This is a genomic window from Undibacterium pigrum, assembly GCF_003201815.1.
Taxonomy (GTDB): domain Bacteria; phylum Pseudomonadota; class Gammaproteobacteria; order Burkholderiales; family Burkholderiaceae_D; genus Undibacterium; species Undibacterium pigrum.
The window spans coordinates 1,361,313-1,381,003 of the sequence record NZ_QJKB01000001.1 but is presented as its reverse complement, the minus strand read 5'-3'; the positions used below and the strand labels follow the sequence as shown (position 1 = coordinate 1,381,003).

Here is a 19,691-nt window from a genome sequence, read left to right as displayed (position 1 = left end):
TCACTGCAAAACTGCCCGCGAGCGCAATCTGGTACAAGACCGCTATTCCATTTTGTTTTAAGCTGATTCTTTTCAGGGGATAAACAGCATGGGTATCGGCGTTTTATATGCAATGGCAGCAGGTTTGATGTGGGGCCTGGTATTCATCGGCCCATTGCTACTGCCTGAATACCCGGCAGCTTTGCAATCATTTGGCCGCTATCTGGCATTTGGCTTGATCACTCTGCCTATCGCCTGGATGGACAGGCGGCAATTGCGTCTGTTGAGCAAGTCAGACTGGATAGAAGCATTGAAGCTGGCAGCAGTCGGTAACATCCTCTATTACCTGTGCCTGGCCAGTGCGATACAACGTTCCGGGGCACCGCTGCCTACCATGCTGATAGGCACGCTGCCTGTCGTTATCGCCATCACCGCCAATTACCGCAATGCCCAGCGTGATGGCAGTATTGCCTGGCGACGCATGTTGCCATCGCTATTGATCATCTTTGCTGGCGTTGCCTGCGTCAATAGCGTGGAAATCGCTGCATTGCAGGCAGCTTCTGACAAAGACATTCAGACCTATATCGTTGGTGGTTTGTTTGCACTGGTTGCCGTTGCCTGCTGGACCTGGTACCCATTAAGAAATGCAGACTGGCTGCGCCATCACCCTGACCGCAATCCCAGAGTCTGGGCCAGTGCCCAGGGCGTTGCCACTTTACCGCTGGCTTTGCTTGGTTACCTGGGACTATGGATATACATGAGTGTGAGCGGCCAGGATTTTTCTATGCCATTTGGCCCACGGCCACAATACTTCATCACTCTGATGCTCATCATCGGTCTGTTCGCCTCATGGCTGGGCACTATGTGCTGGAACCAGGCCAGCCAGCGCCTGCCTACCAACCTGGCAGGTCAGCTCATCGTGTTTGAGACACTGGCCGCGCTGGCCTATGCATTCATTTTGAGCAAGCGCATGCCAGAACCCATGGTTTTACTGGGGATCATTTTACTGATTGTTGGCGTCGTCACTGCTCTGCGCGTAAAACCTCAAGCTATTCATTAGTGATTTTTCATTATTCCGCTGGTAATTAATTCCTGGAAATATGATATACAAAGAAACGAATATGTTGATTCAGAATCAACTCTATTCTTTTGTATTCACTGATTTAAGGATGCTCGCCCATGCAGGAAAATATAAGTAGCAGAAATGCAGGGATTGATTTTTTACGGGGACTGGCAATTTTACTGGTCTTGCTTTTGCATTTTTCACTGGGACTTGGTTTGAAAGATAGCCCCCTGGGTAGTTTGCTCGGCCCTGATTTATTGCGTTCCGTCGTATTGAATGGCAATTATGGCGTCACTATCTTTTTCACCATATCCGGTTATTTGATCACGTCCAATTCACTCAAACGCTGGGGCAGCCTGGCACAAATTAACTGGCGTGAATTCTATCTGTTGCGGATTGCCCGCATCATGCCGCCGTTATTGTTGGCGCTATTCATCATCGTCACGCTCGGTAGTCTGGGTGTACCGCATTTTGATAATGCCGATAACGGCAATCATCTGCCTGCCTCCTATTTCTTCATTGCTGCAGGATCTGTGCTGACATTCTGGCACAACGTTCTCATGCAATCGACAGGCTATTTTAATTATTGCCTCAATATATACTGGTCACTCTCAGTAGAGGAGATGTTTTATCTTTGCCTGCCTTTACTGTGCATTAGCTTGCGCAAGCAAAGCCTGTTTGTTTTGCTCTGTCTTGGCCTGATCGTGTATGCACCTATCTACCGCAGCCAGCATTTGAAGAGTGAAATCGAATACATGTATGCCTATTTCGCCTGCTTTGATGCGATTGCCATAGGCTGCATGACTGCATTGCTCATTCAAAAAATCGAGTTGGGTAAAACTGTTGCAATGTGTTTGCGCTGGCTTGCCTTGCTGGCTTTGGCGGCTGTGTATTTGCGCGGCATAGGTGGGCATGAAATAGAAGGTTTTACTCTGATTTCGCTATGCAGTGCCGCTTTCCTGTTTGCGACAAAACAGCCATCCCAGCAAGGCTGGGGCATTCGAAAAGGAGTGGCTTGGCTGGGCTGGATGGGCAGGCATAGTTATGAGCTGTATCTGTTTCATATCATCGTGCTGGCACTCATGCGTAATGTCGTCAGCAAGAAAGAATTGTCATATGAAATGCGTTTACCTTGCCTGTTTTTGTTTCTGCTACTAAGTTCCCTGCTAGCTGCTCTGGTGGCGCGATATGTCACTGAGCCAGCAAATAATTATTTGCGTAACAAAGCCAAAAAATCACATCCTGGTTTACAAACTGCGCAATAAAAAACAGATGCGGGTTCAAAGCTGAACCCGCATCTGTCATCTTTGTTGCTGAACTAATTGTGCGATTTAGTTCATACGGATAAAGGCAAAATCAGAAAGCGTAATTGACAGTGCTGATCAATAATGGATTGGTTTTCTTTTTTGCCAAAGGACTATCACCAGCATCGCCCATTACTTGTGATACACCTACGGCACTGCGTACTGACCAGTTTTTGTCTATCACATGTGTCCACGCTACGTTAGCAGTAGCCTGTGAGAAGCCCGCTTTTATCGAGTATGCCTTGTAGCCTGAATTGGCACTTTGTGTCGGCGTTACGCCAAAATAAGTCTGGTTGTATTTGGCATCACCATATGTCAGATTGCCGCCGATTTCTACCTTGTCTGAGGCCGTCTGGAATACTGGGGCTGCCAGGCCAAAAGTATAGGCATTGCCGTTTTCCCTGTGAGACAGTGCCATATTGGCGTTGAAGCTCGCTTTGATGCCGGGCCCAAATGTAGTACTTGCTTGCAGATTGGCCGTAGCAGAACCGGAAATATTGCCCATGCCTTTCAAATCATCAGAACTGAACAAAGATTTTGAATCGCGTGAGTCTTCACGGCCTGCACGGTAGCCCAGGGCCGCACTGAAAGAAAAGTCATCAACCTTCGTGCCAAAACCTACGCCGCGCATGGTACTGGCAAAGAAGCCATTTTTGTTTTGGTATTCGCCATAAATGGCAGGGCCAAAGCGATTTTTCTTCGCGCCTATGTATTCAGGGGCATAGAATACGCCAGCACCGACCACCGCGGTGGACTCAGGTTCTGCTGCTGTCTTGTCTTGTGCATGAGCAGAAAACGACATGGCCATCAAGCTGGAGAAAGCGATAGCGGTCAGTTTAAAAATGTGTTTCATGGTGATCCTTTAAGCGATTAATCAATGGAAGCTAAGCAGTCCAGAGCGACATTTTTGCCGCACAACTTCTCTCCGGCGGAGAGCTCGGAACGAAGTCTCGCAAAGATAAAAAAACTATGCCAATAGAAAATCGCAGGCCCCGTATGCTTGAACAGGAAGTATCAGTATTCGATACTTATTGATGTTTTGATGAGTGAGTTGCTAAACTCAACTGATGGCCATGTTTGATGTATTGCGCAATGTGGAGCTGCCAAACGCATTTATTTGTTAAATCTGTAAGGGCTCAATTTATGCATAAGAGGAGGGGCAGCGATCCAGTATGCATATCAAATTGCATTTTGGATCGTCGCTCGGGTGGGGCGAGGGTGGGGTCTGGCGCCTGCTGTCTGGGGCAGCAGCAGGATATGTGATAACTGATTAATTTGATTGACCGGATTTTTGATGATTCGCAATATGCATCTGCAATGCCAGTTTTAACTGGTTTGGCTCATCGACATACAGGTAAATCTTTTGCACATCAGTCTTTTGCAATTGAAAATGCCAGATATGCAGATGTGCATCTGCATGCAAACTGATGACAAGATTTGGCTTGTCATAGGGGCTGAGTATGATGGAAGCCTTTGGGTAATCGAACTTTTTCCACGATGGCTGATTATTATCCACCGCAAAATTCTCGCAGGCGGAGATGGCCATGTAAGGTATCTTGCCCATGCTTCTGCTACCCAGTTTCAAATGCAGGGTATCTTCAGCGAGTATATGGCAGCTATGCCTGATCCAGTAGCGGTCGCCCAGTATCCAGACCAGTGAGTAGGCAGTCAGTGCCAACAAGATGCAATGCACCAGCGTGCGTGTGTGCGCATCCTGAGTCATGATGGGCACCATCAGCGCCGAGAATGGAATTTCCGTTGCGAGGCCAATTAATAAAACAAGAAAGATGGTGCTGTATGTGCTCTTGCTCCAAAAGCCAAACTGCTGGCCAGCGACAGGAGCTATGGGTGTTTTTCTGGACAGCCAATACCAGCATCCTTGCCACATGCTTCTTTCCAGGCGCAGCAAGGCGGGAAATTCAGGCGGGGACAATTCAGCCAGGCTTTGCATCCAGTTTGCACCTTGTTGCCTCGCGGCCTTTACACGACGAAATGCTGCTGGTGCTTCCAGCATGTCCTTCAAGACGATCAGAGACAATAGTGTGACCAGGACGGATTTTTTGAGCAAGACTATGCTTTCACGCGAAGTGAATGCCAGCTGCAGAAATACGCTGGCAAGAAAAATCATCGCCAATATTTTAAGAAAACTGAACCAGCTTATTTCTGTCAGTTGATTTTTAAAAGTGGAAATGTAATGTTGCATGAATAATCTCCGGAGCGCTGAGAATTTATGCCAGAAAATATGTCTGTGATATGTGTATGTTTAACTGCGCATTCAAGGTTTTGTACTGGTTATCTTGTTCAGGTAAAACGTGCCATCTATGCGCTCATGCCATTGTGCTCCAGCTTCAGGTAGCTCAAACAAGCCCTGTGGCAAGTAAGAACTCAGCGCTGCCTGCATGCTCACATCCTGTTTCAGGTGTGCTGGTAGCTTGCGCCAGTCAGTGAAATTATAAGGGCCGGGCTGGCGTTCCAGATGATTTTCTATGGTCTTGGAGGGGAAGCTTAATACGGGCGTGTTTTGATCATTGAAGAAATTATAGTAATTGCCCTTGTTGCCGGTGAAGTGCGCGACATAGACCTGGTCTTTGAATTGCTTGCTGATCACATGGCCAAGATTGCCATGCAATGGCAAGCCAGTGCGGTTCAAATGAACAAAGTGGCCCCAGACGATGATTTTCTGGCCCGGGTATCTTTGCGTTATCAGGGACAGTAAGTTTTCACCCATGACAGCGCTGCGGTGCTCATGCCTGTGCCCCCAGTAACGTTGCGCCTGATCTTCCATGCTGATGATCAAACGTTGCCAGAAATACTGCTCACTGGAAGAAAAAGCGGTTTTCAATTTTTGAATGAATTGAAAGTATTCTTCCTGAATGCGGGTGTCCGGCGCAGTGCGATTCATGTTGAATAACTGCAGATTGAGTTCTGCAAACTTGCTCCAGTAAGCATCATTGCTCAGCTTGCTGTTGCCAGTCTTGTCCAGCTCTTTTCGTAAATCACTGACCAGGTGCTGCCGCGTATGTTGCCCAGTATGCTGGCTATCCATGCCGGATAATATCAAGGGAGATTTACCCTGCTTTTGGGTTTGCAGATAGTCGAATAAACCCCGCATGGCCGGACTGTTGGCGTACAGGTAAAAGACATTGCCCGGCGCTTGGGTGCGTATGCTGTTTTTCGCATCGGCAGTGCGCCAGATGCGGTCAACATCATATAAGCCACTTTCCAGGGCCAGCACCTGGTAGCCGTGTTTCTCATGCAGATACCTGACCAGTCTGGCCTTGAGCGCAAAGACATTTTCTTCACCATGGCTTTGCTCATCCAGCATGACGATGCGGCTATCTTTGATGGCTGCACCAAAAGCCGCCAGGTCAGCATAATCGTCATTAATCTTATTGTCCGAAACGGCATGGGTATTATTGCTGAGCCAGGCATCCCACGCTGGTGATCTGGTTTGTGCAGTAGCAGAGGGCAGCGTGATAGGGATGAGGAGGGCGAGCAGCAGCCCGCATATCGAGGTTTGATGATTCATAGGCGTGCGTTTGCTAGTTGTTTTGTTTGCGTTGATTTATTTGCCCAGCATGCGTCTCAGGGTCGCGTCCCTGTCGATGAAATGGTGTTTACACGCACCAGCCAGATGCAAAAGTATGGCTGCAATCAAAAGGTAGGCGCTTGCCTGATGCAGGCTTGCGCCTGCCTTTGCCCAGAATTCGCTATACGCCAGCACTTCTGCCGGGTTGCCAGGCATGTGTTGTGCAGGCACCAGGACCAAACCAAATATGCCGAAACCATGGCCGCTGGCACCAGAAAATAACATGCCGCTGAGGGGCAAGGCTATCGTGCCCGTGATTAACACCCATTTGATGATTTTCGCAGTGATTTGCTCCAGCCGGGAATACTCGGCCACTGCTGCAGGCCAGCCGTTCTTTATACGCCAGATCACACGTAATATGGCAGCAACCAGTACCAGCACTCCCAGGGATTTATGAACTGGATACAAAGCCCAGGCTTCAGCCCTTGTCATATACAAGCCCACTGCGCATAAGCCAATGATGAGTATGGCAATAATCCAGTGCAGGGAAATACTCAGCTTGCTGAGGCTGTTTGCTTTGTCCATCATGTCATTTACCCATCAAATTAAAGAATGATGGACCGCATGCAGATAAGGAAGTTTCAACGCAAATAACAAACAGTACAAATTAATGTACTTATTTCGATATGACTTCTCTGACCTGGATAACATTGCCTTCGGGATCATGCCCATCACAGATGCGGCAATGCTGAAATTCCCATTCATAATTGGCGGCATCTATATGGCCGCCCAGGCTGGCTGCGATGTCTCTTGCTTTGCTGATGCTGGTCACGGGTAGCATTAATTTGATGGCAGTTTCGCCGCGTCTTGCCGGGGGATTGGCAATTTCGAAAGTGCTGGCTATCTGTGCTAGTATGGCATGGATGACCAACTGGAAATGCGGTAATTCCAATATCGTATAGTTGTCTTCTGCATGCGTAGCGATTGACTGCAAAAGCTGTTCATAAAAGCAGCTGACTTTACTCAAATCCTTGGCATAGATAACTGCGCCTGGGGTAGCTAGGTGGGACATGATCTTCCTTTGCTTTTAGATGCACGAGGTAAAACTTTGCCAATGACTTGAAAGATAATGCCAAGCTGGCAATGAGATATTTTCATTCTAGTCATTCTTCTTGCTGATGCCTGAAATTCTTGTGTTTTCAAGTCGTAGCTATGATCAAACGCGCAATATTACAATTTTCACATAAATTGGCTTTCTAATATGCGTTACCATAGACAATCATGACGAACTCTGGGGTGAAAAGCCGATTGCGGTTTATAATTTCAGCTGTTACAACTTTAACGCGCATTTTTTTGTCACTGACGTGGTCAACTTTTTCCGGAACCAAGTCGGGCAAATAAAGTCTTAAGGACTATGAATCAGGTTTCCCAGCAAGCACATCCGGATTTTCATCAGCATCAGACAGGGCAATTGCGATCCATCGCACTGGCCGCCCTTGTGCATGTTATTTTATTAAGTTTTTTATGGGTAGGTGTACGTTGGCAGAATAAACCTGCCGAAGCTCAGGATGTAGAGGTTTGGGATTTGACCTATCGTGAAGCTGCGCCCAAACCTGTTCCAGTTCCTGAACCCGTCATAGAAAAAATCAAAGAACCTGAGCCAGTCAAGGCGGAAGTGCGTCAGGAAGACCCTGAAATCGTCCTGGCGCAGGAAAAAAAGCGGAAACTGCTCGAAAAGAAAAAAGAAGAAGAGCATCAGCGCGAACTGGCTGAGAAAAAACGCAAGGAAGAACAGCAAGATAAACTTGCCGAACAAAAACGCAAGGAAGAAAAGCTGGCGCAGGAAGCTGCTGACAAAAAGAAATTGCTGGCCAAGGAAAAAGAAAAATCTACCAAAGAAAAATCTAAAGTCTACGATGAAGAGATGGCGCGTGTCACTAAACAGGCGGTAGGCACGGGTAGTACGGGCACCAGTGAAAAATCTACCGGCAATAACCGCGGTGACCCAAGTTATATCGCTAAAATTGCCGCCAAGGTCAGATCCAACACGAATTTCAGCGGAATTGACAGCACGGCCGGTAATCCTACAGTGGAATACCTCATTAACCTATTGCCAGATGGATCACTCCGTGGTGCAATACGCAAAGTTAAATCCTCTGGGAACATAGCTTTTGATGATGCGGTGGCAGCAGCCATAGAAAAATCTGCTCCCTTTCCGCGTGACAAGACTGGTCAAGTTCCCGCCAGCCTGACGCTGGCTCACCGTATGAAGGAAGAATAAAATCCGATGATGTCCATGTTGAAAAAAATTGCTGTTACTGCCGTTATTGCCGCTGTCGCTAATCTTTCTGGCCTGGCACCGGCTTATGCCCAGATCAGGGTTGAAGTGTCTGGCGTAGGGTCCAACCAGATTCCCATTGCTATCGCTGGTTTTACCGACGAAGCCTTGACGCCCCAGCAAGTCACCAGCATCATCAAGGACGATCTGACACGCAGTGGCTACTTCAAGATCATTGATTCCAATGTCGTTCTGAATGAAAACGCAGTGGTTAACTTCGGCGACTGGAAATCCAAAGGGGCGGATGCACTGGTAGTCGGCAGTGTGCAAAGCCTGGCTGATGGTCGTTTTGATGTACGTTATAAATTGCTGGATACCGTCAAGTCCAGCACCTTGTCCGGTTTTTCTGTGACTGCACCACCAGCCAATGTACGTCTGACGGCGCACAGGATTGCTGATGACATCTATGAAAAACTGACTGGTGTGCGCGGCATATTTTCTACCCGCATCGCTTATGTGACCAAGGCAGGTTCTGAATACCGACTGGAAGTAGCAGATGCTGACGGTGAAGGTACCAAGATCGCCTTGCGATCTTCCGAGCCTATTATTTCCCCAGCCTGGTCACCAGATGGTACCAAGGTTGCCTACGTGTCCTTTGAAAAACGCAAACCTGTGATTCTGGTGCAAAACCTCATCACAGGTGAAAGAACTGAGATTGCCAATTTCAAGGGTAATAATTCTGCACCGGCTTGGTCACCAGATGGCAGCAAGCTGGCTGTGGCATTGTCACGCGATGGCCAGACCCAGATTTTTACGGTGAATGCCAATGGCGGCAATCTGCAAAAACTGACTTCCAGTTCTGCCATCGATACAGAGCCTCAATTTTCAGCAGATGGCAAGTCGATTTACTTCCTCAGCGACCGTGGTGGCAACCCGCAGATTTATAGAATGAGTGCAGGTGGAGGTGAGGCGACGCGCGTTACTTTTGGCGGCACTTACAATATCACTCCAAGAATATCCCCCGACGGCAAGACTTTGGCTTATATTTCACGTCGCGATGGCAAATTCCAGTTATATGTACTGGATTTGGCCAGCGGCCAGGAATTAAGGCTGTCTGACACTACCAAGGACGAGTCACCGAGCTTTTCACCAAATGGACGTTATATTATGTATGCAACCGAGTCCGGCCGCCGCGGCTCGCTCGCTGTGGTGTCCATTGATGGCAAGGTGAAACAGAAATTGACGGTCCAGGCCGGAGATATTCGGGAGCCCACCTGGGGTCCCTTTATGAAATAAGCAGTATTGACTATTTGCTTAACTAATTGCTTATCTATTTTAATCAGGAGAGAAAATGCGTTTTACATCCCAATCCAAAACCCTGGCAATGTTGATTTCCAGCGTCGTTTTGATGACAGCCTGCGCTTCCAAAGTGCCTCTGGAAGACAAAAAGGTTGAAGATAAATCCACCAACACCACAGCAACTACACAGACTGACACTAATTCAGTCAAGCAAGTGACTGCAGTTGTTGATCCATTGACCCAAGGTGCACTGGCAAAACGTAGTGTCTATTTCGACTATGACAGCTATGCTGTAAAAGAAGAATTCAAGCCAGTAGTTGAAGCGCATGCCAAATATCTTGTGACAAACAAAAACCGCAACATTCTGATTCAAGGTAATACCGATGAACGCGGTGGCCGTGAATACAATCTGGCACTGGGCCAAAAACGTGCAGAAGCAGTACGCAAGTCCCTGACTTTGCTGGGCGTATCTGACGCACAAATTGAAGCTGTTTCTTTGGGTAAAGAAAAACCAAAGGCAACAGGCAGTGACGAAGCTTCCTGGGCAGAAAATCGTCGTTCCGACATTCTGTACAAGTAATCTCGTGTTTGAAAGCCTCGTTTGAGGCTTTCTTTGCATTTGGCGCTACATCTTTGTGTACTTGATGTAGCGCGTATCCATTTTTTCAGATTGCCATGAAACTCAATTCTTTACGCACTACCTTTCTTGCTGCCGCACTGTCCTGTACATTTTTGCCATCCATGGCATCTGCCGGTATTTTTGATGATGATGAGGCACGTAAAGCCATTCTGGACTTGCGGGCAAAAGTGGATGCAGTGAATACCAAGCTCGATTCCAAACTGGAAACCAAGGCTGATAAAAGCACGGCCCTGACGCTGGCAAATGAAAATGAATCGCTGCGCGCAGAAATTGCCAAGTTGCGTGGCCAGATAGAAGTGCTGACTAACGACCTGGCGAATGTACAAAAGCGCCAGCAAGATTTTTATGTGGATCTTGATAATCGTGTCCGCAAGCTTGAGCCCAAACGCGTCACCGTGGATGGACAGGAAGCGACCGTAGATGTCAGCGAGCAGCGCTCTTACGATGCTGCCATGGCCTTATTCAAGGCAGGCGACTACAAGTCTGCCGCACCAGCATTCTCCAGCTTCCTCATGAATAACCCGCAGTCGGCATTTGCCGGGTCTGCGCAATACTGGCTGGGCTTCTCTTACTTTGCCCAGCGTGACTTCCGCAATACCATTTTGAATATGCAGCAAGTAGTGAAAAACTATCCCGATCATCCCAAGGCGCCTGATGCCTTGTTGAATATCGCTTCCTGCCATATTGAATTGAAAGAGAAGCCAGCTGCCAAAAAAGTCCTGGAAAGCGTGTTGACCAAGTACCCTGATACCGAAGCTGCTCAGGCTGCCAAGAACCGCCTGGCAGCACTGAAATAAGAGTCAGGAGAAGCTTGTTGACCCCATAATCTGGCAGCGGCGTTGACATCAGGCCCGAAACCTCATATAATCTTTGTCTTCGGGTCGTTAGCTCAGCTGGTAGAGCAGCGGACTTTTAATCCGTTGGTCGCAGGTTCGAATCCCGCACGGCCTACCACGAATACGAAAGACTTAGGTCACTTTACTAAGTCTTTAAATTTTTTAGCAGTTTGCAACAAGTTTTGGGTCGTTAGCTCAGCTGGTAGAGCAGCGGACTTTTAATCCGTTGGTCGCAGGTTCGAATCCCGCACGGCCTACCAAAACAAAGGACTCAGGTTTAAAACCTGAGTCCTTTTTTGTTTTTGTATCACGGCTGATGGCATACTCTCCACAAAGCGTAATGGCAAACCAGGGCAGGCTTCGCCCTGGCTCTACTATCATGTTATTCATCGTGGGACTATCATGCCCTTATCACTTTGAGTGAGCTTAATACCATGAAAAAGAAATCTGGCAGCGCAAACAAGCAAACGGCGCCTGAGGTACAGGAAAAGCACGAAATACGCCCTGGCCAGTCGCTGGAGTTGCTCAAAGAACTGCATATCCTCACGCGTGACGGCAAGATGAACCAGGATAGTCGCCGCAAGCTCAAGCAGGTTTATCATCTCTACCAGTTTATAGAACCGCTATTGCAGAAATTGCAGCAAGATCATGCAGATATCAGTCTGGTGGATCATGGTGCGGGCAAGTCTTATCTGGGCTTCATCCTGTATGACCTGTTCTTCAAGTCAGAACAGGCGCAAAGCAAGGCCAGGATTTATGGCATAGAGACGCGGGATGAGCTGGTGCAGCGTTCAACTGAACTGGCGCAACGCCTGGATTTTCCTGGCATGTCTTTTTTGAATCTGTCTGTTGCAGATTCGATTACTTCATCTGCCCTGCCAGAAAAAATCGACATCGTCACAGCCTTGCATGCTTGCGATACAGCGACAGATGATGCGATACAGTTTGCCCTCAAGAAAAAAGCACAGTTCATGGTACTGGTGCCTTGTTGTCAGGCAGAGGTCGCAGCAGAGTTGCGCAAGTCCAAGGGCGATGCGGTTAAAAATAACCCTTTGTCAGAAATGTGGCGGCACCCGATACACACGCGGGAGTTCGGTAGCCAGATCACTAATGTGCTGCGTTGTCTGCAACTGGAAGCGCATGGATATCAGGTCAGGGTCACAGAACTGGTAGGATGGGAACATTCGATGAAAAACGAACTCATCGTGGCAGAATACAAGGGCTTGCCAGCCAAGCGACCTGCAGAACGTCTGGCCGAAGTGCTGAAGACGACAGGTCTCGAAGCCATGCAGAGAAGATTTTTTGTGCAGCCCTGAGTATTTGTGGTGCACTGACCACCGCAGTTTGCCGAGGTCACTGTATGGTCATAAAAAATGATTAATATCATTTATGCTTATTCTGTAATTCGCCGGTTTTATACGCATTTTTGCGCATTTTTTGATTGCTACATTCATACTCAGTAAAGGATAAAAAGCATGCTGGCCGCCGTTGATCTGGGTTCCAACAGTTTTCGCATGCACATTGCCAGGCATGAGGGCGATGTCATCAAAGTTATTAAAAGCGCGCGCGACCCTATACGCCTTGCTGCAGGCCTGGATAAAAATGGCAACCTGACGCCAGAGGCCATGCAAAAAGCGATTAATTGCCTGGCGCGTTTTCGTGAAATCCTGAATGCTTATCCGGTAGAAAGTCTGCGGGTAGTCGCTACCAATACCATACGCATTGCCAAAAATGCCGCGCAATTATTGCCACTGGCCGAGGCAGCCATAGGTTGCCCGATCGAAGTGATTTCTGGTGAAGAAGAAGGTCGCCTGATTTATATTGGCGTATCGAATGCAGTGGCCGTACCTGGTGAGCGTCGTCTGGTGCTTGATATTGGTGGTGGTTCTACCGAGGTGATACTTGGTCACGGTCATGAAATTCTGAAGGTTGAATCCTTCAGCATAGGTACAGTCAAGCATAGCGCCAGTTTCTTCCCGGACGGACGTTTGACGGATGCTGCATTTGAAGCAGCCATCCTGTCCGCCCGCTCGATGTTTGAAGATGCTGCGCCACCTTACCAGCCACAACACTGGCGCAAGGCTTATGGCTCATCTGGTACCATGCGTGCGATTTCTGATGCCATCAGCAAAGGTGGCTTGGGAGATGGCAGCCTGACCTTGAAGAGCCTGAATGCGCTTAAACAATATTGCGTGCAATGCGGGCAGATAGATCAGCTGGAGTTAAGCGGCATCAAGCCTGAGCGTGTCGCCATGGTAGTCTGCGGTCTCGCCATACTGATAGGCCTGATGACAGAGTTTAATATCAGTGTCTTGCTGCCGATAGAAGCGGGTTTGCGCATGGGTGTGATGTGGGATTTGTACCTGCGTGCCACCAGGCGTGACCGTCGTGAAGTTGCTGTCGAATCTTTTGCGAATTTATTCCGCACCGACATGTCTCGTGCCAAGCGGGTGGCAGATATGGTGAAGTCACTGTATCTACAACTGAAGCCCACCGGTGACACTTATGTACGCTTATTGCAATGGAGTGCAACCCTGCATGAAGTGGGCATGGTGATCTCCCATACTGGCTATCACAAGCACGGTGCTTACATGATAGAGAATGCCGATATGGCAGGCTTTACCACGCGTGAGCAAAGAGTGATGAGTAAACTCATCCTCAGTCAGAAAGGCAATTTACGCAAGGTCGGTGATGGCCTGGCTGACCAGGATTTTGCCAAGGCAGTGCTGGCATTGCGCTTGGCTGTGATGCTCATGCATTCACGTGCTGAAATTGATTTTGAAGATATACGTCTCAAAATGAAGGGCAGGGTTGAGCTGGAAATGAAGCGTGACTGGGTCAGTGTCCATCCCACAGTGGCTTACTGGCTGCAAAAAGAAACTGAAGCCTGGCGTGAGATAGGCATAGATTTTCTGGTCAGAGCGAACGTGTAATTTTCTGCGTACTGCTTACCACTCCTTGCCCTCACGGATTTTACTTGGCAAGGGGGGGGCTCAAATGCAATCAGCCACCATGATGGACCTGAAAACGCGACCCAGGCGTTTGCCTGATTTGTTATACGCTTCGAAAAGTACAGTGCCACCAAATTTGTTGGCTTTACTGCCTGCGCCTCCCACCATATCGTAATAATGGATCTTACTCACTTCCTTTAAGGGGAATGAAACCAGCGGTTTTTCTCCGGCATACGGATCTTGCTGCAATTTATGGATATGTATGAGGGCAGTCTCTGCTTCATTGAGCTTGCCAAAAGCCGCTGAGTACGGATCTGTCTCATAGTTCAGTGCAGGTGATATCAGATACTCTTTCATCTTGATATCCTGATTGGCGGCCTTGTCGTCAATTTTCCCGGCGAGCCTGCCATCTGCCAGCTTATCTATCCGCACTTCAAACTGGCGCTTGCCATTGCCAAAATCGGGGAAGCTGGCGCGGCATTTCAATGCCTCTTCCGCGCTTGCAAGACTGGTGAGCAGACTGCCTGCGATCACAAAAATATACTTGACGATGTTCATCATGGCATTGCCCATAGGTTTGCTTGAATATGAGCTTCAAGAATGACATAGTCTGGACCTTATGCCACGCACTGCCTGGAAAGTATTGAGTATCAGTACCACAGGCAATAAAAAAGCGATGCCAGCTAAACTGGCATCGCTTTTTGAGCAGGGTATGCTGTATCAGAAATCAAATTGCGCTGATACTTTGTATGTACGCGGTGCTCCTGGGAACAAATAGCCACCCAGGGATTGCGTCACATCGCGCCAGTAAAATTTGTCCAGCGCATTGTCGATATTGAAACGCAAGGTAGCCGCCGTATTACCAATTTGCGTGGTATAGCGCGCGCCCAGATTTACGAGGTGGTAGCCCGGCACGGTAACGCTATTATCCGGGCTGAAGGCCTTGCTGCTGGCATATTGCCAGCTTGCATTCATATTCAGGCCCTTGACTTCAGCTACTGCATAATCAGCATAGACAGTGGATTTGACGCGCGGCACATTCATGACACGCTTGTCATCCAGACTGCTGATGCCGGTGTTTTGCTGTTTGGCATCCAGCGCAGTCAGACTGGCACCCAGATTCAGTTGCGATGTCAGCTTGCCTTGGGCAGAGAGCTCCAGGCCTGTGTGCAGTGCTTCACCATTGCTGACATAGGTATTGCTGCTATTGGTATATTCCAGCGGTTTCTTGATGCGGAAGATGGCTGCGGACAGACTCAGGTCACGCAGTACGTCTGCTTTCACGCCAAATTCAATTTGCGTGGATTTGCCAGGATTCAGCATTTTGTTTTCATTGCTGGTGCCAAAAGGGGCTATGCCACCATGTTCCAGGCCTTGCGCAAAACTGCCGTAGACCGACACTTGTTGCGTGGGTTTGAATACCAGCGCTGCCGTTGACAGTAGCTTGTTCTGGTCATAGCCAGGATTATTAAACTGAGTGCGCGAGATGTTCAAATGACGCAAGCCCAGATGCAATTTCAAGTTATCTTGCAGACTGATGATGTCTTGTACAAATGCCGACCATTCCTTGTCAGTGCGGCGCAAGAAAACCGGGCCGGTTTTATTTGCCGATGGTGCGACGCTGACGGGGCGGAACAAATTGCTGCTGCCTGCATAGTCGTAGATGTAGTCGCCAAAATAATCCTTGCGCTGCGAGTTACTGAGCCCCACGGCCAGCTCGTGCTGCATGCCACCGGCATTGAATTTACCATTCAGCAGGGCTTGTGTGCCCCACAGTGATTTGGATTCATTCACGCTTTGGTAGTCATACACATCATAGTCGCCATTCGCGCAATAACCTGGATACAGGTTGGCCGCGCCACAGCCATATGGGAAGGCTGTGTAGTCGTCACGTTTGAATTCATGTTTATTGGCAGAGACACTGGCGCGCCAGTCAGCATTGAGCTGATACTCAAAACGCAGGCCTAAATTGCTGTTGCGGGTATCTACCGGTCTTGCCCAGGGCTGGGCATTCAGCATCAGGTCAGGAGCAACACCACGTGGCAAATCCGTGCCATTGAATAATTGAAAGCCGGGTACGGACAATTGCGATTTGTGCTGGTAGTCAGCATCGATTTGCAACAGGGCTTGTGGTGTGATGCGCCAGTCAAATGCTGCAGACACAAACTGACGATTGCCATCCGCACCTTTGACATAAGAGCGCAGTCGTTCACCCGCTGCATTGATGCGGAAGCCAAATTGCTTGTCGCTGGAATTGTCACTGATATCCGCTGCGCCATACACAGTGCCACGCTCACTGATTTCAAATGTGGCAGAGCGAACTGTATGGCTGGCGGGGCGTTTGGTCACATAATTGATGATGCCGCCTGGTGTTCCAAAACCCGCCTGGAAGCCAGCGATACCTTTGAGTATTTCTATGCGTTCCTTGTTTTCCAGCGGGATGGAGGCGTCACCTGGTATGGCAAAACCGTCTTTGCGATAACTGCTGGAATTATCCAGGGCAAAGCCGCGTATCGAGAATTGTTCGGCATAACCAATGGCGTTATACGCATCATTGACGCTGGCATCAAACTTCATTGCATCCGTAGTCTGGCGTATGCGCAAGTCTTGCATTTGTGCCGTGCTGAAGGCATTGACCGAGCTGGGCGTATCCAGCAAGGCTGCATCAATAAAACCAGTGACCTTGCTGCGTTCGACTTTGGTTTCAGAGCCTTTGCTGCCGGTAATGGTGACTTCTGGCAGCGATTTATCATTGCCTGGTGTGTTCTGGGCATGCGCAGATGACAGCAGCAGGCAAGCCTGGGCAATCGAGAAAGCGATGACGGTGGGACGTAAAAAGTGGGGACGTACAGTAAAGTCAGACATGATGTGCTCTTGGTTTGCTTTTAATGCGTTGTGGATGACAGCGCGGGAGCAAACAAAGAAGCAGGAGGAGCCGGGACTTTGCGCTTCCCTTCGCTGGCATTATCCAGATCAGGTAGAAGGGACTCTCTCACCCGGAAATACTATTTCCAGGACCCCTAGCGTAGGCGGCAGTTTAACACGAAACCATTTATATGAGCTTTTTGCGGCAATTGGCGCTTAGTTGCCTGGTTTTACTTCCATTTTGACAGTGCGGAAATTGCGCCACAAACCCTCAGCTGAATAGACGACCAGCGCAGCCCAGATGGCGATAAAGCCTGCCAGTTTGTTGGAGTCAAAAGGTTCGTGATACAGCCAGACGCCCAGCAATAATTGCACCAGTGGTGAAATGTATTGCAGCAATCCGAGTGTGGTCATTGGTATGCGCCTTGCGCCTGCAGCAAACAGTAACAAGGGGATAGCAGTAATCGGGCCGCTGATGAGCAGTAGCATCTTGATATCCACAGTGCTGGCGATGAAGCTGTTTTGACCTTGGACAGTCATCCAGCATAGCCAGCCAAAGGCAAATGGAAAGAGCAGGGCGGTTTCCAGTGACAGGCCTTCCAGCGCACCGAGGGCAGAAGTCTTGCGCAGCAAGCCATAGGTGCCAAAGGTCGTTGCCAGCACCAGGCCTATCCATGGCAGGTGACCTGTCTGTATGGTCAGCCAGGCGACGCCGACAGCAGCCAATGCCACTGACAGCCATTGACCAGGGCGCAGTTTTTCACGCAGCAAGACTGAGCCTATAAGGATATTCACAAGGGGCGTGATGAAGTAGCCAAGGCTGGCATCAACGATGTGACCATGATTGACGGCCCAGATATAGACGAACCAGTTGGCCGATAAAAGTACTGCGCTAAGTGCAAAGCCGCCTATCAGTTTTGGTTGCCTGATTGCTGTACTGACCCATGCCCACTGCTTGCGCCAGGTCAGTACACCAAGCAGGAAAAGCAGCGACCACAGCATGCGGTTCAGCAGGATTTCCAGCGCAGGGACGTCGTGCAGGGTCTTGAAATAGATGGGGAACAGGCCCCAGAGGAAATACGCGGAGCCTGCAAACAAAATACCTTGGCGCATGAGTAGCAATCAATCTGTAAGGCTTGCGGCAGCAAGCAAGGCAAACATTATCGCTTGAAAAGAAATTGTTTGCTGCCAGTGCCTATTTGCTTCTTGCTGTGGCCAAGTGCTTGCATAGAGCTTCGGTACCATCGAGTATGCGCGGCCCCGCACGATTTAACCAGTCACCTTTGACTGCATAGAAATTGTTTTTCTTTACTGCTGTCAGTATGGGGTATTGCTTCCAGTCCAGCATGCCGTCGGTATTTTCACCGCTGCCAAGTATGACGTCCGGGTTGGCCGCCAGCACGGCTTCATTGGTGATGGTGGAGCTCAACTCCTTGAGCTGGCCAAATACATTTTTGCCGCCGCACAGACGTATGGAGTCGGACACCATGTGCGTGTCATTGATCGTCATCAATGGCCTGCGTATCATTTGATAATACACGCTGACAGGTGCTGCCCCTGCTGGCAATTGATAAGTCTTGCGCAGATTGTCGAGACGCTGCCTGAACTTTCGTGCATTGGCTTTACCGGTACTGTCTGTGCCAGCCAGTGTCGCCAGTCTTTCTATCGAAGTTGCCACCATTTCAAAATTATGAGGCTCACTTTCAAAGACAGTGATGTGGTTGCTGCGCAATTTATTGGCCAGGATTTTTGCATTGCCCGTACCCCAGACGATGACCAGATCAGGTTTGAGAGACAGCAGGCGTTCCAGGTCCAGTGCAAAAATATTGCCTATCGATGGCAGTTTTTTCGCAGCTTCTGGATAGTCGCTGTAATCAGTCACGGCGATGATGTTATTTGCCGCGCCAGCCTCGAACAGCATCTCGGTAATATGTGGCGCCAGGCTGACGATGCGTTGCGCTGGCTTGTCTATCGTGACAGGGCGTTGCGCATCATCCAGTACCGTGATGGCAGCATGCGAATTGCTTGATGCGAGACTCCCTGTCAGGCAGGCTGCAAATGCAAGGCTGCCTGTTAGCAATTGAAAGCGACGCATCAAATTTCCAGATTATCGATCAGGCGAGTCCCACCCAGTTTAGCGGCAGCGACTACCACCAGTGGCGATTGCTGGGCGATATCGCCAGCAGATGGTGGTTGCAGGTCTGCGCGCTTGCGTATGGAGATGTAATCTGGCTTCCAGTTACGTGTCGCCAGTTTTGCCATGGCCTGACGTTCGAGTTCAAACATATCCAGATGCCCGCCGCGTACTTCTGCCGCGACTTCATTCAAGACTTTGTACAAGGCAGGTGCCTCGGCACGCTCTTCTGGTGACAGATACATATTGCGCGAAGACAGCGCCAGGCCGTCTTCTGCCCTGAAAGTTTCAGCGGCGATAATTTCGGTCGGCAAGGCAAATTGCTTGCTCATATTACGTACGATCATGAGCTGCTGATAATCTTTTTTACCGAAGACGGCAACGCGTGGCTGTACGCAAGAAAACAGTTTCAATACGACGGTGGTGACACCTGTGAAGAAACCAGGTCGGAATTCACCTTCGAGTATATTGCCCAGATCATCTGGTGGGCGTACGCGGTATTCCTGCGGCTCTGGATACAGGTCTTTTTCAGTCGGTGCAAACAGGACATACACGCCTTCTTTTTCCAGCTTCTCTACGTCAGCCTGGAAAGTGCGCGGGTATTTGTCGAAGTCTTCATTCGGACCAAACTGCAGGCGGTTCACGAAAATCGAAGCGACCACCGGGTCGCCATGTTTTTTTGCCAGCCGCATCAGGGATAAATGCCCTTCATGCAAATTGCCCATGGTAGGTACAAATGCAGTACGCAATTGTCCACTCAACTGGTCGCGCAATTCTTCAATGGAGGAAATGATTTTCATGTTACGGCTCTTT

General features: G+C 49.1%; 18 protein-coding genes, 2 tRNA genes and 1 riboswitch. Of the genes, 10 read left to right on the top strand and 10 right to left on the bottom strand.

All coding sequences use genetic code 11. The annotated features are described in order from the left end of the window. Positions 1-88 precede the first annotated feature (88 nt). Together DFR42_RS06140 and DFR42_RS06135 are read left to right on the top strand one after the other, a co-directional pair. Positions 89-1,039, top strand: coding sequence for a DMT family transporter (locus tag DFR42_RS06140; protein ID WP_110254004.1), 951 nt, complete (start codon positions 89-91; stop codon positions 1,037-1,039). 119 nt (positions 1,040-1,158) lie between these two features. Continuing rightward, a complete protein-coding gene (locus tag DFR42_RS06135; RefSeq protein ID WP_110254003.1) occupies positions 1,159-2,307 on the top strand; it encodes an acyltransferase family protein in 1,149 nt (382 codons plus the stop codon). Between the two features lie 91 nt (positions 2,308-2,398). Here the strand turns inward: DFR42_RS06135 and DFR42_RS06130 are convergent, their stop codons facing one another. From DFR42_RS06130 to DFR42_RS06110, 5 genes are all read right to left on the bottom strand, one after another. Continuing rightward, positions 2,399-3,199 carry a MipA/OmpV family protein gene (locus DFR42_RS06130; RefSeq protein ID WP_110254002.1) on the bottom strand — a complete coding sequence of 267 codons (801 nt, stop codon included), beginning with the start codon at positions 3,197-3,199 and terminating at the stop codon, positions 2,399-2,401. A gap of 417 nt (positions 3,200-3,616) precedes the next feature. Further along, complete coding sequence (locus DFR42_RS06125) at positions 3,617-4,549, bottom strand: hypothetical protein (RefSeq protein WP_110254001.1); 933 nt, start codon at positions 4,547-4,549, stop codon at positions 3,617-3,619. A 72-nt stretch (positions 4,550-4,621) separates the two neighbouring features. Further along, complete coding sequence (locus DFR42_RS06120) at positions 4,622-5,875, bottom strand: erythromycin esterase family protein (protein ID WP_110254000.1); 1,254 nt, start codon at positions 5,873-5,875, stop codon at positions 4,622-4,624. A gap of 36 nt (positions 5,876-5,911) precedes the next feature. Next, entirely contained in the window at positions 5,912-6,463 is a 552-nt protein-coding gene (locus DFR42_RS06115; RefSeq protein ID WP_245936841.1) for a cytochrome b, read from the bottom strand. Between the two features lie 88 nt (positions 6,464-6,551). After that, a complete protein-coding gene (locus DFR42_RS06110; RefSeq protein WP_110253999.1) occupies positions 6,552-6,947 on the bottom strand; it encodes a VOC family protein in 396 nt (131 codons plus the stop codon). Between the two features lie 342 nt (positions 6,948-7,289). Between DFR42_RS06110 and tolA the strand changes: the two genes are divergently transcribed. The 8 genes from tolA (at position 7,290) to DFR42_RS06070 (ending at position 13,861) form a co-directional block, all read left to right on the top strand. Beyond that, complete coding sequence (tolA, locus tag DFR42_RS06105) at positions 7,290-8,156, top strand: cell envelope integrity protein TolA (RefSeq protein WP_110253998.1); 867 nt, start codon at positions 7,290-7,292, stop codon at positions 8,154-8,156. Positions 8,157-8,171: 15 nt separating this feature from the next. Next, positions 8,172-9,449: a Tol-Pal system beta propeller repeat protein TolB gene (gene tolB, locus DFR42_RS06100; RefSeq protein ID WP_110254265.1), complete on the top strand. Its 1,278-nt coding sequence runs from the start codon at positions 8,172-8,174 to the stop codon at positions 9,447-9,449. 55 nt (positions 9,450-9,504) lie between these two features. Next, the gene (pal, locus tag DFR42_RS06095; RefSeq protein WP_110253997.1) at positions 9,505-10,032 is read left to right on the top strand and encodes a peptidoglycan-associated lipoprotein Pal; all 528 of its coding nucleotides are present in this window, start codon (positions 9,505-9,507) and stop codon (positions 10,030-10,032) included. 95 nt (positions 10,033-10,127) lie between these two features. Continuing rightward, positions 10,128-10,889 carry a tol-pal system protein YbgF gene (gene ybgF, locus DFR42_RS06090; protein ID WP_110253996.1) on the top strand — a complete coding sequence of 254 codons (762 nt, stop codon included), beginning with the start codon at positions 10,128-10,130 and terminating at the stop codon, positions 10,887-10,889. Positions 10,890-10,970: 81 nt separating this feature from the next. Beyond that, positions 10,971-11,046: transfer RNA gene (locus DFR42_RS06085), tRNA-Lys, on the top strand. Positions 11,047-11,112: 66 nt separating this feature from the next. Continuing rightward, a tRNA-Lys gene (locus DFR42_RS06080) sits at positions 11,113-11,188 on the top strand. Between the two features lie 174 nt (positions 11,189-11,362). Next, positions 11,363-12,244, top strand: a complete 882-nt coding sequence (locus tag DFR42_RS06075; RefSeq protein ID WP_110253995.1) for a class I SAM-dependent methyltransferase — start codon at positions 11,363-11,365, stop codon at positions 12,242-12,244. A 159-nt stretch (positions 12,245-12,403) separates the two neighbouring features. Then, the gene (locus DFR42_RS06070; RefSeq protein ID WP_110253994.1) at positions 12,404-13,861 is read left to right on the top strand and encodes a Ppx/GppA phosphatase family protein; all 1,458 of its coding nucleotides are present in this window, start codon (positions 12,404-12,406) and stop codon (positions 13,859-13,861) included. A 60-nt stretch (positions 13,862-13,921) separates the two neighbouring features. Here the strand turns inward: DFR42_RS06070 and DFR42_RS06065 are convergent, their stop codons facing one another. The 5 genes from DFR42_RS06065 to panC all read right to left on the bottom strand — a co-directional run bounded on the left by DFR42_RS06065 (position 13,922) and on the right by panC (position 19,678). After that, on the bottom strand, positions 13,922-14,440 hold the full coding sequence (locus DFR42_RS06065; protein WP_146218790.1) for a hypothetical protein: 519 nt from the start codon (positions 14,438-14,440) through the stop codon (positions 13,922-13,924). Positions 14,441-14,599: 159 nt separating this feature from the next. Continuing rightward, positions 14,600-16,744, bottom strand: coding sequence for a TonB-dependent siderophore receptor (locus tag DFR42_RS06060; protein WP_110253992.1), 2,145 nt, complete (start codon positions 16,742-16,744; stop codon positions 14,600-14,602). Between the two features lie 68 nt (positions 16,745-16,812). After that, a riboswitch (TPP riboswitch) is annotated at positions 16,813-16,911 on the bottom strand. Positions 16,912-16,960: 49 nt separating this feature from the next. Beyond that, positions 16,961-17,857 carry an EamA family transporter RarD gene (gene rarD, locus DFR42_RS06055; RefSeq protein WP_110253991.1) on the bottom strand — a complete coding sequence of 299 codons (897 nt, stop codon included), beginning with the start codon at positions 17,855-17,857 and terminating at the stop codon, positions 16,961-16,963. 82 nt (positions 17,858-17,939) lie between these two features. Next, the gene (locus DFR42_RS06050) at positions 17,940-18,839 is read right to left on the bottom strand and encodes a cobalamin-binding protein (protein ID WP_110253990.1); all 900 of its coding nucleotides are present in this window, start codon (positions 18,837-18,839) and stop codon (positions 17,940-17,942) included. Next, a complete protein-coding gene (gene panC, locus DFR42_RS06045; RefSeq protein ID WP_110253989.1) occupies positions 18,839-19,678 on the bottom strand; it encodes a pantoate--beta-alanine ligase in 840 nt (279 codons plus the stop codon). The genes DFR42_RS06050 and panC overlap by 1 nt, the downstream gene beginning before the upstream one ends. Between the last annotated feature and the right edge of the window lie 13 nt (positions 19,679-19,691).

Excerpts from the sequence above, each read along its gene's own strand:
- DFR42_RS06140 (WP_110254004.1), top strand. The coding sequence starts at position 89 with ATGGGTATCGGCGTTTTATATGCAATGGCAGCAGGTTTGATGTGGGGC.
- DFR42_RS06135 (WP_110254003.1), top strand. The coding sequence starts at position 1,159 with ATGCAGGAAAATATAAGTAGCAGAAATGCAGGGATTGATTTTTTACGG.
- DFR42_RS06130 (WP_110254002.1), bottom strand. The coding sequence starts at position 3,199 with ATGAAACACATTTTTAAACTGACCGCTATCGCTTTCTCCAGCTTGATG.
- DFR42_RS06125 (WP_110254001.1), bottom strand. The coding sequence starts at position 4,549 with ATGCAACATTACATTTCCACTTTTAAAAATCAACTGACAGAAATAAGC.
- DFR42_RS06120 (WP_110254000.1), bottom strand. The coding sequence starts at position 5,875 with ATGAATCATCAAACCTCGATATGCGGGCTGCTGCTCGCCCTCCTCATC.
- DFR42_RS06115 (WP_245936841.1), bottom strand. The coding sequence starts at position 6,463 with ATGATGGACAAAGCAAACAGCCTCAGCAAGCTGAGTATTTCCCTGCAC.
- DFR42_RS06110 (WP_110253999.1), bottom strand. The coding sequence starts at position 6,947 with ATGTCCCACCTAGCTACCCCAGGCGCAGTTATCTATGCCAAGGATTTG.
- tolA (WP_110253998.1), top strand. The coding sequence starts at position 7,290 with ATGAATCAGGTTTCCCAGCAAGCACATCCGGATTTTCATCAGCATCAG.
- tolB (WP_110254265.1), top strand. The coding sequence starts at position 8,172 with ATGTTGAAAAAAATTGCTGTTACTGCCGTTATTGCCGCTGTCGCTAAT.
- pal (WP_110253997.1), top strand. The coding sequence starts at position 9,505 with ATGCGTTTTACATCCCAATCCAAAACCCTGGCAATGTTGATTTCCAGC.
- ybgF (WP_110253996.1), top strand. The coding sequence starts at position 10,128 with ATGAAACTCAATTCTTTACGCACTACCTTTCTTGCTGCCGCACTGTCC.
- DFR42_RS06075 (WP_110253995.1), top strand. The coding sequence starts at position 11,363 with ATGAAAAAGAAATCTGGCAGCGCAAACAAGCAAACGGCGCCTGAGGTA.
- DFR42_RS06070 (WP_110253994.1), top strand. The coding sequence starts at position 12,404 with ATGCTGGCCGCCGTTGATCTGGGTTCCAACAGTTTTCGCATGCACATT.
- DFR42_RS06065 (WP_146218790.1), bottom strand. The coding sequence starts at position 14,440 with ATGATGAACATCGTCAAGTATATTTTTGTGATCGCAGGCAGTCTGCTC.
- DFR42_RS06060 (WP_110253992.1), bottom strand. The coding sequence starts at position 16,744 with ATGTCTGACTTTACTGTACGTCCCCACTTTTTACGTCCCACCGTCATC.
- rarD (WP_110253991.1), bottom strand. The coding sequence starts at position 17,857 with ATGCGCCAAGGTATTTTGTTTGCAGGCTCCGCGTATTTCCTCTGGGGC.
- DFR42_RS06050 (WP_110253990.1), bottom strand. The coding sequence starts at position 18,839 with ATGCGTCGCTTTCAATTGCTAACAGGCAGCCTTGCATTTGCAGCCTGC.
- panC (WP_110253989.1), bottom strand. The coding sequence starts at position 19,678 with ATGAAAATCATTTCCTCCATTGAAGAATTGCGCGACCAGTTGAGTGGA.